This window comes from Streptomyces coacervatus (assembly GCF_029223485.1).
Taxonomy (GTDB): Bacteria; Actinomycetota; Actinomycetes; order Streptomycetales; family Streptomycetaceae; genus Streptomyces; species Streptomyces coacervatus.
The window spans coordinates 561,939-574,736 of record NZ_JARHTP010000003.1 but is presented as its reverse complement, the minus strand read 5'-3'; the positions used below and the strand labels follow the sequence as shown (position 1 = coordinate 574,736).

Annotated in this window: 12 protein-coding genes and 1 pseudogene; 5 read left to right on the top strand and 8 right to left on the bottom strand. The window is 70.1% G+C overall.

All coding sequences use genetic code 11. From position 1 onward, the window contains the following. Positions 1-123: 123 nt before the first annotated feature. The 5 genes from P2Q00_RS10180 to glnII all read right to left on the bottom strand — a co-directional run bounded on the left by P2Q00_RS10180 (position 124) and on the right by glnII (position 5,243). Positions 124-777: a LuxR C-terminal-related transcriptional regulator gene (locus tag P2Q00_RS10180; RefSeq protein WP_275771626.1), complete on the bottom strand. Its 654-nt coding sequence runs from the start codon at positions 775-777 to the stop codon at positions 124-126. Beyond that, positions 762-2,030, bottom strand: a complete 1,269-nt coding sequence (locus tag P2Q00_RS10175; RefSeq protein WP_275771624.1) for a sensor histidine kinase — start codon at positions 2,028-2,030, stop codon at positions 762-764. Before P2Q00_RS10175 ends, P2Q00_RS10180 begins: the two co-directional genes overlap by 16 nt. A 150-nt stretch (positions 2,031-2,180) precedes the next feature. Next, complete coding sequence (locus tag P2Q00_RS10170) at positions 2,181-3,179, bottom strand: SDR family oxidoreductase (protein ID WP_275771622.1); 999 nt, start codon at positions 3,177-3,179, stop codon at positions 2,181-2,183. A gap of 78 nt (positions 3,180-3,257) precedes the next feature. Continuing rightward, positions 3,258-3,809 (bottom strand): winged helix-turn-helix domain-containing protein, encoded by a 552-nt coding sequence (locus P2Q00_RS10165; RefSeq protein WP_275771621.1) that lies wholly within the window; start codon positions 3,807-3,809, stop codon positions 3,258-3,260. A 405-nt stretch (positions 3,810-4,214) separates the two neighbouring features. Next, positions 4,215-5,243: a glutamine synthetase gene (glnII, locus tag P2Q00_RS10155; RefSeq protein WP_275771617.1), complete on the bottom strand. Its 1,029-nt coding sequence runs from the start codon at positions 5,241-5,243 to the stop codon at positions 4,215-4,217. A 345-nt stretch (positions 5,244-5,588) separates the two neighbouring features. Between glnII and P2Q00_RS10150 the strand changes: the two genes are divergently transcribed. Then, on the top strand, positions 5,589-5,930 hold the full coding sequence (locus P2Q00_RS10150) for a hypothetical protein (protein WP_425579527.1): 342 nt from the start codon (positions 5,589-5,591) through the stop codon (positions 5,928-5,930). A 3-nt stretch (positions 5,931-5,933) separates the two neighbouring features. Here the strand turns inward: P2Q00_RS10150 and P2Q00_RS10145 are convergent, their stop codons facing one another. Both P2Q00_RS10145 and P2Q00_RS10140 read right to left on the bottom strand, forming a co-directional pair. After that, on the bottom strand, positions 5,934-6,644 hold the full coding sequence (locus P2Q00_RS10145; protein ID WP_275771615.1) for an SCO2207 family protein: 711 nt from the start codon (positions 6,642-6,644) through the stop codon (positions 5,934-5,936). Between the two features lie 107 nt (positions 6,645-6,751). Next, positions 6,752-7,111 (bottom strand): arsenate reductase family protein, encoded by a 360-nt coding sequence (locus tag P2Q00_RS10140; protein WP_275771614.1) that lies wholly within the window; start codon positions 7,109-7,111, stop codon positions 6,752-6,754. 151 nt (positions 7,112-7,262) lie between these two features. Between P2Q00_RS10140 and P2Q00_RS10135 the strand changes: the two genes are divergently transcribed. Next, on the top strand, positions 7,263-7,571 hold the full coding sequence (locus P2Q00_RS10135; RefSeq protein WP_275771612.1) for a hypothetical protein: 309 nt from the start codon (positions 7,263-7,265) through the stop codon (positions 7,569-7,571). Positions 7,572-7,740: 169 nt separating this feature from the next. On the opposite strand, the gene P2Q00_RS10130 is transcribed toward P2Q00_RS10135, so the two are convergent. Continuing rightward, on the bottom strand, positions 7,741-8,925 hold the full coding sequence (locus P2Q00_RS10130) for a winged helix DNA-binding domain-containing protein (protein WP_275771610.1): 1,185 nt from the start codon (positions 8,923-8,925) through the stop codon (positions 7,741-7,743). A 193-nt stretch (positions 8,926-9,118) separates the two neighbouring features. Here P2Q00_RS10130 and P2Q00_RS10125 point away from each other — a divergent pair. From P2Q00_RS10125 to P2Q00_RS10115, 3 genes and pseudogenes are all read left to right on the top strand, one after another. Beyond that, positions 9,119-10,274, top strand: a pseudogene (locus tag P2Q00_RS10125) (DUF2252 domain-containing protein). A gap of 21 nt (positions 10,275-10,295) precedes the next feature. Then, positions 10,296-10,895, top strand: a complete 600-nt coding sequence (locus tag P2Q00_RS10120; protein ID WP_275771607.1) for a chemotaxis protein CheB — start codon at positions 10,296-10,298, stop codon at positions 10,893-10,895. A 17-nt stretch (positions 10,896-10,912) separates the two neighbouring features. Next, positions 10,913-12,781, top strand: a complete 1,869-nt coding sequence (locus P2Q00_RS10115) for a CheR family methyltransferase (RefSeq protein WP_425579535.1) — start codon at positions 10,913-10,915, stop codon at positions 12,779-12,781. The last annotated feature ends 17 nt before the right edge of the window (positions 12,782-12,798 follow it).

Here is a 12,798-nt window from a genome sequence, read left to right as displayed (position 1 = left end):
CCATCTCATACGGGCGCGGTCCCAGGGGTGTTCAGCTGCCCCACAAACAAATCAGAGGATTGAGCGGCCGGCGGATCTCAACAGCCGCTTGAGCAGCGCAAGTTACGGAAAATCAGCAACCGCTTACCGGTCCTGGTCCAGATAGGCGAGGACCGCCAGAACGCGACGATTGTCATCGTCCGACACCTCCAGGTCCAGTTTGGTGAAGATGTTGGAGGTGTGCTTGGCAATGGCCCGTTCTGTGACCACCAGCTGCCCGGCGATCGCCGCGTTGGAACGGCCCTGCGCCATCAGCTCCAGCACCTCCCGCTCACGGGGCGTCAGCCGCCCGAGCGGCCGGTCGTCGGCGCCCCGCCGGGACAGCAGCTGCTGGATCACCTGAGGATCCATGGCCGTACCCCCGCCCGCGACCCGCCGCACGGCGTCCACGAACTGCTCCGCGTCGAACACCCGGTCCTTCAGCAGATACCCCACCCCGCCGGTCCCGTCGGCGAGCAGCTCACGCGCATAGAGCTGCTCCACGTGCTGCGAGAGCACCAGCACCGGAAGCCCGGGCCGGTCCCGGCGGGCCTGCAGCGCGCACTGCAGCCCCTCGTCGGTGTGCGTCGGCGGCAGGCGTACGTCGACCACGGCGACGTCCGGCTCCAGCTCGGCCAGCGCACGGGCGAGCTCGGGGCCGGACTCGACGGCCGCGGCGATCTCGAAGTCGTAGGCCTCAAGGAGCCGGACCAGTCCGTCGCGCAGCAGGAAAAGATCTTCGGCTAGGACAACGCGCAAGGAATCTCCATGGTGACCATGGTGGGACCGCCCGCGGGGCTGCTGACGGCCAGGACGCCGTCGAATGTACCCAGTCGCCGCTCGATGCCGGAGAGCCCGGAACCGGCTCCGATCGCGGCGCCGCCCTTGCCGTTGTCGGTGACGGTGATCCGCAGCCGCCCCTCGCCGTGGTGCAGGTCGATCCAGATGCGGTCGGCGCCGGAGTGCTTGACGGCGTTGGTGAGCACCTCGCTGACCGCGAAGTACGCGGCCGACTCGACCGGCGCCTCCGCCCGGCCGTCCAGCTCGACGTTCACCTCGGTGGGCAGCGGCAGCCTCAGCGCCAACGCCCTTACGGCGTCGCCGAGCCCGCGTTCGGCCAGTACCGGCGGGTGGATGCCGCGGACCAGATCCCGCAGCTCGACGAGCGCATCGACGGAGGACTGCCGGGTCCGGGCCAGGAGCTGCTTGGCCTTCGCCGGGTCCTTGTCGAGGAGCATCTCGATGGTGCCCAGATCCATGCCCATCGCCACCAGCCGGGCCTGCGCCCCGTCGTGCAGATCCCGCTCGATACGGCGCAGTTCGGCGGCGGAGGTGTCGACGGCATCGCGCCGGGTCTCGGTGAGAACACGGACGCGCTCGGCGAGTTCGCCCTGACTGGCGCCGAGGACGGCGCGGGTGAGCCGGAAGTGGGCGGTCAGCAGCCGCGGGGCGAGCGGGGTCAGGGCGAGGAGGGCGGCGGCCAGAGCACCGGCGCCGAGCGCGGAGGCCTGGTCGGTGACGTGCACAAATCCGTACCAGTACCCGCCGGAGTCGGAGAGCGGCCGCCACAGCCCGGCGGCGACCGCGAACCCTTCCAGCGGGTAGAAGAAGAGCACCGCCGGCAGCAACGCGGTGACGAACCCCGCGGTCATGTCCACCTGCAGCCACCGCAGATCCCGCCAGACCGCCGGGTCGCGGAGGAGGGCGTACGTACGCGCCCAGGGGTTGGCCCCCTCGGGTATCGGCCGGTACGCCGACGGGATCCGCACCCCGCACCACTGCGCCGCGAGCAGTCGCCGCCAGTCGGCGAACGCCCGCACCCCCGTCAGCACCCACGGCGTGGTCAGCGCCCCGACACCGATCGGGACGAGGGCGATGGACACAAGGGACAACGTGAAACAGAGGACCGCTCCGGGAAGCGTCACCAGGGCCAGCACGAACCCCCGCCCCGCCGCCAGAGCGACGGCCCGGGCCCTCGTGGAAAGAGAGCCGTTCTTCGTGTCGGTGTTCATGGCAGAAGTCTGGCCGAGCGGGAACGGGGGGTCACGGGGCCGAGCCCCCGGGTCGGGGGGTGGTGCCAGATACACCCCCGGGGGTTGCAGCTTTCAGCTTTCAGGGGCGCGGGGAACTGCGCGACAAGCCCCCGCCGACCCGCACCCAAATCACAACCCCAACACCTTCGCCTCCACCACCGGATCCAGCCCCACCGGCGGCCGCCCCGCCCGCACGGGCGCCGTACCACCAATGCCCTGCAACCACGCCCAGGTGTCGGCGACAGTCTCCTCGACAGGCCGGCAGGTCAGACCTGTCTCCACCGCCCGCGAAACGTCCCCACTGTGCAGGGAGTCATGCATGTCACTCCCCACCGGCACCCACACCGGCAACTGCGTCCACGGTGCAATCCCCGCATCGAGAACCACCTCGGGGTCGACCCATCGCAGCTCGGCATGCGAACCGGTGACATCGACGCACGCATCGAGCAACGCGCCCATCGTCGCGTGCCCCTGCGGACTGACCAGGTTGTACGGCCCGCTCAACTCCCGCTCCGCCGCCCCCAGAATCCACTCGGCCATGTCGCGCACGTCGACGTACTGCAGAGGCAACTCCCGCGGCCCCGGCGCCAGCACAGGCCCGCCACGCGCGATCCGCCCCAGCCACCACGGCAACCGCCCGATGTTCTCGTACGGGCCGAGGATCAGCCCGGCCCGTACGAGCACGGAGCGCTCCGTACCGAACGCGTCCACGACGGCGATCTCGGCGCCGCGCTTGTCGCGCGCATAGTCGGTCGCCTCGGCGTCCGGCTCGGCGCCCTCGACCAGCGGGGCGCTCTCGTCATACCCGGCCGGCGAGGGCCAGGCGTACACGGAGCAGCTCGACACGTACACATACCGCCCGGCGCGACCCCGCAGCAGCCGCGCCGACTCGTGCACGGCCCGCGGCGCCGCCGACCAGGTGTCGACGACGACGTCCCAGTCACCGTCCGCCTCGGCGAGGGCGGCAAGCCCGTCGGGCGCGGTGCGGTCGCCCCGCAACGCCCGTACACCGTCCGGGAGTTGGTGCAGCCCCCGGTTGAGGACGGTCACCTCCCAGCCGCGCCCCAGGGCCGCCTCCACGACGGCCCGTCCCGCGAACTCCGTACCACCCAGCACCAGAAGTCTCATGCAGGTGACTCTGCCCGGTCGGGCCGCGGGACGGAACGGCAATCTGCCGTCAGCAGAGGATCAGCCGGGTGCCGGCGGTCAACGGCCGGTCGGCGGCGTGTACTTGTACCCGACCCGCCGCACCGTCTGGATCGCCCCGCGGTGCTCGGCGCCCAGCTTGCGGCGCAGACGGGCGATGTGGACGTCGACCGTGCGGCCGTCGCCCACGTGGCCGTACCCCCACACCGTGGTGACCAGCTGGTCGCGGGTGTGCACCCGGTGCGGGTGTGCGACGAGGTGGGCGAGCAGCTCGAACTCCAGGTAGGTGAGGTCGAGTTCGCGCCCGTCCACCTCCGCGGTGCGCTGCACGGAGTCGATCAGGACCAGGGGGTTGCCGGCGCCGTCGGGTGCGGGGGTCTCGGCGAGGTGCGGGCGGTCGGCCGGGATGAGGACGAGATAGCCGACCATCGGGGGCTGTCCCGGCAACGTGGGCAGGGTGTGCGGGGGTGCGGGCAGCCAGGTGGCGCCCGGGGGCAGGAACTCCGAGACGTCGATCACCTCGTCCCGGCCCACGGCGCGCAGCCGGTGGCGTGAGCCGTTCGGGGAGGGGGTGTCGAGCGTGGCGGTGGGCAGAGAACGAATGTTCGCCATGAGAGGTCAGCTCTTTCGCGCGAGAGGTTCGTCGAGGGACGTACGCCGTTTCGCGCCGGCGGAAGGCCGAATGGGTGGGTACGGCTTTAGAGGGCCGGCGCGTTCATCGCGCGACAACACACCCGGTCGAAGTCGTGGTGCTGACGGGAAGGCCAGAACGGCTCAAGGTCATGGCGACCCGTCGCGGTGTGGTTCTGGAAGCTGGCCATGACCTCATTGAAGCAGACACAAGCCCTGACGAGGAGCCTTCTCTCACTGCGTGGACACTTCCGTGCCATGAATTTGACGTCGCCTGCAACACCTCAGGGGGCGCGGGGAACTGCGCGATCAACCCCCACCGGCCCGCAGACAAAAGAAAAAGGCGCCCACCGCGAACGGTGAACGCCCCTTCCGAGGAACGGAAACTCAGACCTGCCCGGCCTTCTCCAGGGCAGAGCAGCACGTGTCGACGAGCAGACGCGTCACCACGTACGGGTCGACGTTGGCGTTCGGACGGCGGTCCTCGATGTAGCCCTTGCCGTCCTTCTCGACCTGCCACGGGATACGGACCGAGGCGCCACGGTTGGAGACACCGTACGAGTACTCGTTCCACGGGGCGGTCTCGTGCAGACCGGTCAGGCGGTCGTCGATGCCGGCGCCGTAGTTCTTGACGTGGTCGAGGGGCTTGGAGCCCTCGCCGAGCGACTCGGCCGCGGTGATGATCGCGTCGTAGCCCTCGCGCATCGCCTTGGTGGAGAAGTTGGTGTGCGCGCCCGCGCCGTTCCAGTCGCCCTTCACCGGCTTCGGGTCCAGCGTCGCGGCGACGCCGAAGTCCTCGGCGGTGCGGTAGAGCAGCCAGCGGGCCACCCACAGGTGGTCGGAGACCTCCAGCGGGGAGACCGGGCCGACCTGGAACTCCCACTGGCCGGGCATGACCTCGGCGTTGATGCCGGAGATGGCGAGACCGGCGGCGAGGCAGTTCTCCAGGTGGGCCTCGACGATGTCACGGCCGAAGATCTCGTCGGCGCCGACACCGCAGTAGTAGCCGCCCTGCGGGGCCGGGAAGCCGCCCTTGGGGAAGCCGAGCGGGTAGCCGTCCTGGAAGAAGGTGTACTCCTGCTCGATGCCGAAGATCGGCTCCTGCGCGGCGAACTTCTCGGCGACCTCGGTCAGCGCGGCACGGGTGTTGGACTCGTGCGGCGTCATGTCGATGTTGAGGACCTCGCACAGGACGAGGAGGTCGTCGCCGCCGCGGATCGGGTCCGGGCAGGAGAAGACCGGCTTGAGGACACGGTCCGAGGAGTGCCCCTCGGCCTGGTTCGTGGAGGACCCGTCGAAGCCCCAGATCGGCAGCTCGGCACCCTTGGCGTCGTCCGCGAGGATCTTCGTCTTGGAACGGAGCTTGGCGGTCGGCTGGGTGCCGTCGATCCAGATGTACTCAGCCTTGAAGGTCACGGGCCACTTCCTTCGGGGATGTGTCTACGCACTTGCGGGTGCTGCGGCGCTGCGGCACTGGGGCGCCGCGGTGGATGCCCGCGAGCCTGTCAACAGGCGATTTCCCGTCGATTGCTCAAATGTGAACCCCGCGTTACCTGGCGTTCGTGTGGCGCGATTCACGGTGTGAGGGCGGGTGGGGCACAGCAAGTCGACAGGTCGACGCGTCCGGCGGCCGCGGACCGGCGATCGTGCGGCGGCTCGTATGCGATGGGGTTGCGCAGTGGCCGCCCAGGGCGCGAGGCGCTGCGCGGCTCGAGCGGAGTACTACATGGCTGTCGGTGCCGCCCACGGCGGGAAGGGGACGTGTCGAGGCCGGCGACCGTCACCCCCGTACGGTCGCCGACCTGGTGGCCTGGCTGGACGCGGTCCTGGACGACCTCGGCATCGAGGGGGCGCACCTGGGCGGACACTCCTACGGCGGCGGCCGCCGGCTTCCCCTCCGTGTCGAAGCCGGTGACCGGTCCGCGCCCGGATCCGGAGGCACTGCGCGAGCTGAACATGCCGGTCCTGCTGCTCCTGGCCGGGAGCAGCAGGACACATGACACGTACGAGGTGGCGGCGAAGGCGAGTGCGCTGGTGTCGCGCGCGCAGGTGGACGTGGTCCCCGAACTCGGCCGCCGCCTCACGGAGTTGCTGAGCCCTTGAGCCTCACCCCACCTTCTCGATCAGTGCATGGCGGATCAGGAACTTGCCGGGCTCCCGGACCTGTTCGAAGGCCGCGTTGTTGAGCAGGGCGCAGCTGCCGGAGACCGAAGTCACCTTCACCGTCGTGGACTTGTTGTTGTCCAGGTTGGTGACCTTCAGCGTCGTCCCCGCCGGGAACTGGTTGCTGGAGGCGGCAGGCGCTCCGCCCTCGCCGGAGAGGGTGACGGTGGAGCCGTTGCACACCTGCTGACCCGAGGCGGCAGCGCCACCGGCGTTCCCGTTCGCGTTTCCCGCCGGTGCCGAGGCCGTCTGCGAGGGCTGCGCGGACTGCTGCGCGCCCCCCGCCTGCTGTCCCGCACCGTTCTGCGCCGGCTGCGTCGCCTGGGAGTCCTGAGCCGACTCCCCAACAGCGCAACCGGACGCCTTCTGCTGGACCTTGATCTGCGCGATGACCGCCTCGCGGTTGGCGATCCGCGCCGCGGACTGGGCGTCGGGGTTGGCCTTCTGCCCGTCGATGAACTTCTGGTTGTTGCCGAGGGCGGTGGCGAGCCCCTGGCAGACGTTCGAGTCCGCGGCGGACAGGGTCCTGGCCCCCGGACTCTGCGCGGCGTTCGAGGTGCTCGCCATGACGAAGGCCCCGCCTCCCGCCACCGCCGCCGCGCTCACCAGCAGCGCGATCTTCTTCTTCGTACCGAGACTTCTCCTACGCGACATGCGCGCCTCCTGAGAGGTAGGGGAGCGTACGCCGCTATGTACGAGATACCGAACGAGGTTACTCAGCGGTTACAGGAGTCACTGAAGTAACGTACGTCACACGGGTGTTAACGGGAGAGGGCATCTCGTACGGTCTCCTCCGACCGCCCCACCACCGCCGTGCCGTCGTCCGCCGTGATGATCGGACGCTGGATCAACTTGGGGTGCTGGGCAAGCGCCTTGACCCACTGGTCGCGCGCCGACTCGTCCCGCGCCCACTCCTTCAGTCCGAGCTCCTTGGCCGCGGCCTCCTGGGTACGCGTGATGTCCCACGGCTCGAGGCCGAGACGGTCGAGTACGGCCCTGATCTCGTCCTCGCTCGGTACGTCCTCCAGGTAGCGGCGGACGGTGTAGTCGGCGCCCTCGGCGTCGAGCAGGCTGATGGCGCTGCGGCACTTCGAACAGGCGGGGTTGATCCAGATTTCCATGTGGCCCACGGTACCCCTGAGGATCCCCGAAAGGCCTTGTGGCCAGGGGCGATTGTCAGTGCCGGGCGGTACACTAGAAGAAGTGTTCGAGGGTGTTGGGGGGTTGCCGAAACCCCCGTTCCGACTCCCTCACCGCGACAGGAGGATGCCTGTGCCCGCTGCCGCACTGAAGCCGAAGCCGACCCAGTCCACCGCCAAGCGCGCCGTCCTGCTCGACCTGCCGTACGACCCCGTGGAGAAGCGTCCGCTGCCGCCGGGCCGTCCGCGCGAGTGGTATGTCACCCACAACCGCCGCCTCAAGGCGATGCGGCTCGCCATCGCGCTGCTCGACTCGGGGGTGTACATGCCGAACCAGGCCCGCAACGAGACGATACGGAGCACGGCGGAGGTGATCGGGATCCATCCGCCGTCGGACATGACGTGCCACATGGTGCGGGCGCTCATGCGGTACACGCGTTGAGCTGAATCCAGCACTCCGGGCGGTGAACTGAATCCAGCCCCTCCGGCGTTTGAGGAGCGGGGGTCCGGGGGCTGGCCCCCGGAATCGGGGTCGAAGGGGCAGCGCCCCTGGGGGCGGGACGGGTAGGGGCGGCGGGGGCGAGAAAATCCTCGGCGCCACCGACCCGTCCCTACCCCGCCAACTCCCGTTCCAGCGGCGTCCGGAAGCGCGGAGTGACCTTCGTCGCCCCCACCCACCCCCGCAGCCGCTCCGCCTCCGCCGCGATCGCGGCCTCGCCCTCCCGCCCGACACCGTCCGTGTCGAGCAGCCGCCAGGCGATCTCGCCGTCGGGGCGCTGGGCCCAGCCGCCCACCACCCGGCCGTTCCACCACACCGTCGGCCCCACGTTCCCGCTGTAGTCGAACAGCGGCGGACGCAACTCCGGTGCGAGATACCAGTCCCGCTCCCGCCAGCCCATCGCCGTCGGATCCAGCGCGGGCAACAGCGCGGCCCACGGCTCGGCGGGGTCGGCCACCGGATCGACGTCGCCGGCGACGACGTACCCCGTGCCCTCGTCCAGCGACACCGGCTGCGCGCCGATCGCCGCCAGTGCACGCCGTACGTCCGTCACCTTCCAACCCGTCCACCACTTCAGGTCGGCCTCCGTGGCCGGACCGCACGCCGTGAGCCAGCGGCCGAGCAGGGCCGCCTGCGCCTCGGCCACGTCGAGTTCGGGGTGCGGCGGCGCCACCGCCCACCGGAACTGGCTGGACGTCCACGAGCCGAGCGGCCGCCCCCGTACGACCTTGCCCTCCACGCCCAGCACCCTCAGCAGCCGGGTCGAGACGGTGTGCATGCCCTCGTAGCTCTTCCCGGCCGCGTACACGAACTGCTCTCTCAACCGCGGTTCGTCCTGGGCGAGTTCGGCCGCCGTCGCCTGACCGCGCCGGGCCAGCGCGGCGAGCGCGGACTCCTCGACGTCCTTCAGCCAGGCCGCGTCCGGTGCCCCGGCCTTCGCCATGTCCTTGAGCAGGGAGGCCCGTTCGCGTCCGGCGACCGTGAGGCCGGTCGAGGCGTGCACGACGGCGGTGAGGTCCGTCGGGAACACGAACACGGTGTGCCGCATGCCGTGCATACGGACCAGGGAACGGTCCCCGTACAGCGCCCGCTCGGTCTCCGGCACGGTTCTCGCCGCGTCCGCGAGCCGTGCGCCCACGGCCAGATGCACCGTCGCCGGATCCGACCCGTGCAGCGCGACCAGCGTGCCGGCCACCTCCTCCGGGCTGTCCGCCCGCGCCGCCGGGGCCAGCCGCTGCCGCAGCGCAAGCCGAGCCCTCCGCTCCGCCGCCCCGATGTACCGCATACCGTCGCCCATACCGGCCTCCCCGTCCCCCGTCCAATGACCACCCGTGATCTCATCCTGCACGACGGCACTGACAACGGGCCCGGGAAGCCTGTTTCACCCGATCCCCGTGCCCGGCATGTGCGCACCCCCTCGTACGCCTTCACTGCGATCAAGAGGCGGCGGGAGGCGTGATGGGCAGGCGCCGGATGCAGCGGTGGGCGTCATGATCACGCCCGTGGCCCGTGCCGAGGTCGGCCGGGCCGCCGGCAAACGCGTCTCCGTTCCGCGCACGCCGCGTGGATCCCGCCGTCGACCGGCACGACCCCGTCGCCGTACTGGAGCGGCAGGGGCGCGACCGGCTGCCCGAGCTGCTGCCGATCCGGTACGGGCGGATGGCCGCGTCGCCGTCCGCCTTCCTGCGCGGGGCGGCCGCCGTGATGGCCGCCGACCTCGCGTCCCGGGCGCACACCGGGCTCACCGTGCAGCTGTGCGGCGACGCTCACCTGCTGAACTTCGGTCTGTACGCCTCCCCGGAGCGGGCGCTGCTCTTCGATCTCAACGACTTCGACGAGACGTTCCCCGGGCCCTTCGAGTGGGACGTCCAACGGCTTGCGGCCTCCGTCGCCGTGGCCGGGCGTGCGAACGGGCACTCCGAGGACAAGGTCCGCCGCGCCACGCTGGAGGCGGCGGCCGCCTACCGGACCGCCATGCGGCGCCTGGCCCGGCGGGGCGAGCTCGCCGTCTGCTACGAGCGCATCGAGGCCGAGCAGCTGCTGCCCCTCGCCCGCTCGGCCCGCAGGCGCCGCGATGTCGAGTACAGCCTCACCCGGGCCCGCCGCCGCACCAGCCTGCAGGCCGTCGGCAAGCTCACCGAGGTGATCGACGGGCGGCGAAGGATCATCCAGGATCCGCCGCTCCTCCAACCCGCCGGCGCCTGCGACAGATCAAGGAGGCCCGGAAGTCCGTACTGGAGGAGCATCTGCCGAGCGGGCCGTACGTTCATCCCGGGTATCGGGTCGTCGCAGGTCAGCGGCTGTTGCAGGCGGCGAGTGACATCTTCCTGGGGTGGATGTCCGGGCCCCGGGGGGCGGGCCTTCTACTGGCGGCAGCTGCGCGATATGAAGGGCTCCGCGGACGTCGCCGGGATGAGCCCTGCCGACCTCCTGGCGTACGCCCGGCTGTGCGGGACCGCCCTGGCCCGCGCGCACGCCCGCTCCGGTGACCGCATTGCGATCGCCGCCTACCTGGGCGGCGCCGACACCTTCGAGCAGGCCGTCGCCGACTTCGCACTGGCCTACGCCGACCAGACCGCAGCCGACCATGCCACTCTGGGTGCCGCGATCGCCGCAGGCGTGGTCCGGGCGGCCCCAGAGTCGTGACATCGGGCCTACGCTGGCCTCGTGGAGTCCACTTCGCCCGCACCCGACGGCTTCGAGGTCGTCGCCGTCGCCTCCTCAGCCGGCGGCATCAACGGCCTCGGTACCCTGCTCAGCGCCCTGGACGCCGACCTCCCGGTGCCGGTCCTGGTCGTGCAGCACCTCGACCCCCGGCACCGCACCGTGATCGCCGAGGTCCTCGCCCGTCGTACGCCGCTGCAGGTGAAGCTCGCCGGCGACCACGAGCGGACCTGCCCCGGCACGGTCTACATCGCACCGCCCGACCGGCACCTCCTCGTCCGCCCCGGCGGCCTGCTCACCCTCACCGACAGCGAGCTGGTCCACTTCGTGCGCCCCTCCGCCGACCTGCTGTTCGAGTCGGTGGCGGGGGCGTACGGACCGAAGGCCATCGCATGCGTGCTCACCGGGACGGGGCGGGACGGGGCGATGGGGGTGGACGCCGTCAAGTCGCGCGGCGGCACGGTCATCGTGCAGGATCCGGCGACGGCGGAATTCAGAGGCATGCCGGACGCCGCGGTGGGTACGGGCTCAGTGGACTTCGTGCTACCTCTGGAAGAGATCGCCGCGGTGATCCGCGGACTTGTCGAAACCAAGAGGCAATAGCAGCAGTGATGGCAGCGATGGGTGACGGACAGACGGATCTGGAGACCGACGAGGAACTGGAGGAACTCCTCGGTTTCCTCAGGGATGCCCGCGGCTTCGATTTCACCGGTTACAAGCGGTCCTCGCTCGGCCGCCGCATCCGCAAGCGCATGTCCGACGCACACGTGCAGTCGTACTCCGACTACCGCGACCGCCTGGAGACCAATGCGGATGAATTCAACGCTCTGTTCAACACCATCCTGATCAACGTCACCTCCCTCTTCCGCGACCCCGACGCCTGGACCTTCCTGCAGCGCGAGGTGATGCCCGAGCTGCTCGCGCAGACCGGAACGGACGAGGAGATCCGGGTGTGGAGCGCGGGCTGCTCCAGCGGCGAGGAGGCGTACTCCCTGGCGATCATGTTCGCCGAGACGCTGGGCTTTGACGAAACACTGGAGCGGGTCAAGATCTACGGCACGGACGTCGACGACGAGGCCCTGCGCGACGCCCGCTCCGGTCTGTATCCGGCCAAGGTCCTCGCGCAGCTGGATCCCGAGCTGCGCGACAAGTACTTCGACCAGAGCGGCGCCCGCTTCGTCTTCCGCCCCGACCTGCGCCGCAGGGTGATCTTCGGCCGCCACGACATCACCCGTGACGCCCCGATCTCCCGGCTCGACCTGCTGGTGTGCCGCAACACGCTGATGTACTTCAACGTCGAGGCGCAGACACAGATCGTCGACCGGTTCCGCTTCGCGCTGCGCGAGAACGGCTTCCTGTTCCTCGGCAAGGCGGAGATGCTGCTCAACGACACCGAACGGTTCGACGTGGTGAGCATGCGGCAGCGCGTCTTCCGGCGCCGCCCCGGCGAGGCCGCCCCGCCCTACCACCCCGCCCCGGTGAAGATCAGGACCGGAATGAGCGGCGAGCTGCACAGCATGGCCCGTCACCGGCAGCTGCGTGACCTCATCCTCGACTCGACGCCGAGCGCGGCCGTGGCCGTCGACCGCGACGGCCTGGTCATCTTCGTCAACAGCCACGCGCGCGTGCAGTTCGGCCTCTCCCCGAACGACATCGGGCGCCCCTTCCAGGATCTGGAGATCTCCTACCGCCCCGTCGAACTGCGTTCCCTGATCGAACAGGCGACTCACGAGCGGCGCACCCTGCGGGTCAACGGCGCCGAGCGCCGGGCCGGCGACGATGTGCAGTACTTCGACATCCTCGTCCAACCGCTGACCGGCCTCGACGGATTGGCGGCTGCCATCAACATCACGTTCACCGACGTGACCCTCGCCACCCAGCTCAAGTCCGAGATCAAGCGCGTACGCGAGGATCTTGAGACGGCGTACGAGGAACTCCAGTCCACCAATGAGGAGTTGGAGACGACGAACGAGGAACTCCAGTCGAGCATCGAGGAGCTGGAGACCACGAACGAGGAACTCCAGTCCACCAATGAGGAGTTGGAGACGACGAACGAGGAACTCCAGTCCGGCAACGAGGAACTGGAGACCATGAACGAGGAGATGCGGGTCCGCACCGAGGAGCTGGACGAGGCCCGCACCTTCCTGGAGGCCGTGCTGACCTCCGTCGCCGCCGGAGTCGTCGTCCTGGACCAGGACCTGAAGGTCAAGAGCTGGAATCGCGGCGCCGTCGACCTGTGGGGCCTGCGCCCCGACGAGGTCATCGACCAGCCCTTCTACACCTTGGACTTCGGGCTGCCCACCGAGAAGCTGCGCCAGGCCATCCAGATGTGCCTCAAGACGGGCAGGCGGGGCGCGCCGCTGCCCGTGGCAGCCATGAACCGCCTGGGCAGGTCGATCACCTGCATGGTGCAGTCCAGCCCCTTCGACGGGCACAACGGCGGAGTAGTTCTGCTCATGGAAGAAGGCCGGACAAACAGCTCCGGATGAGAACCCGGGGCGTAGGC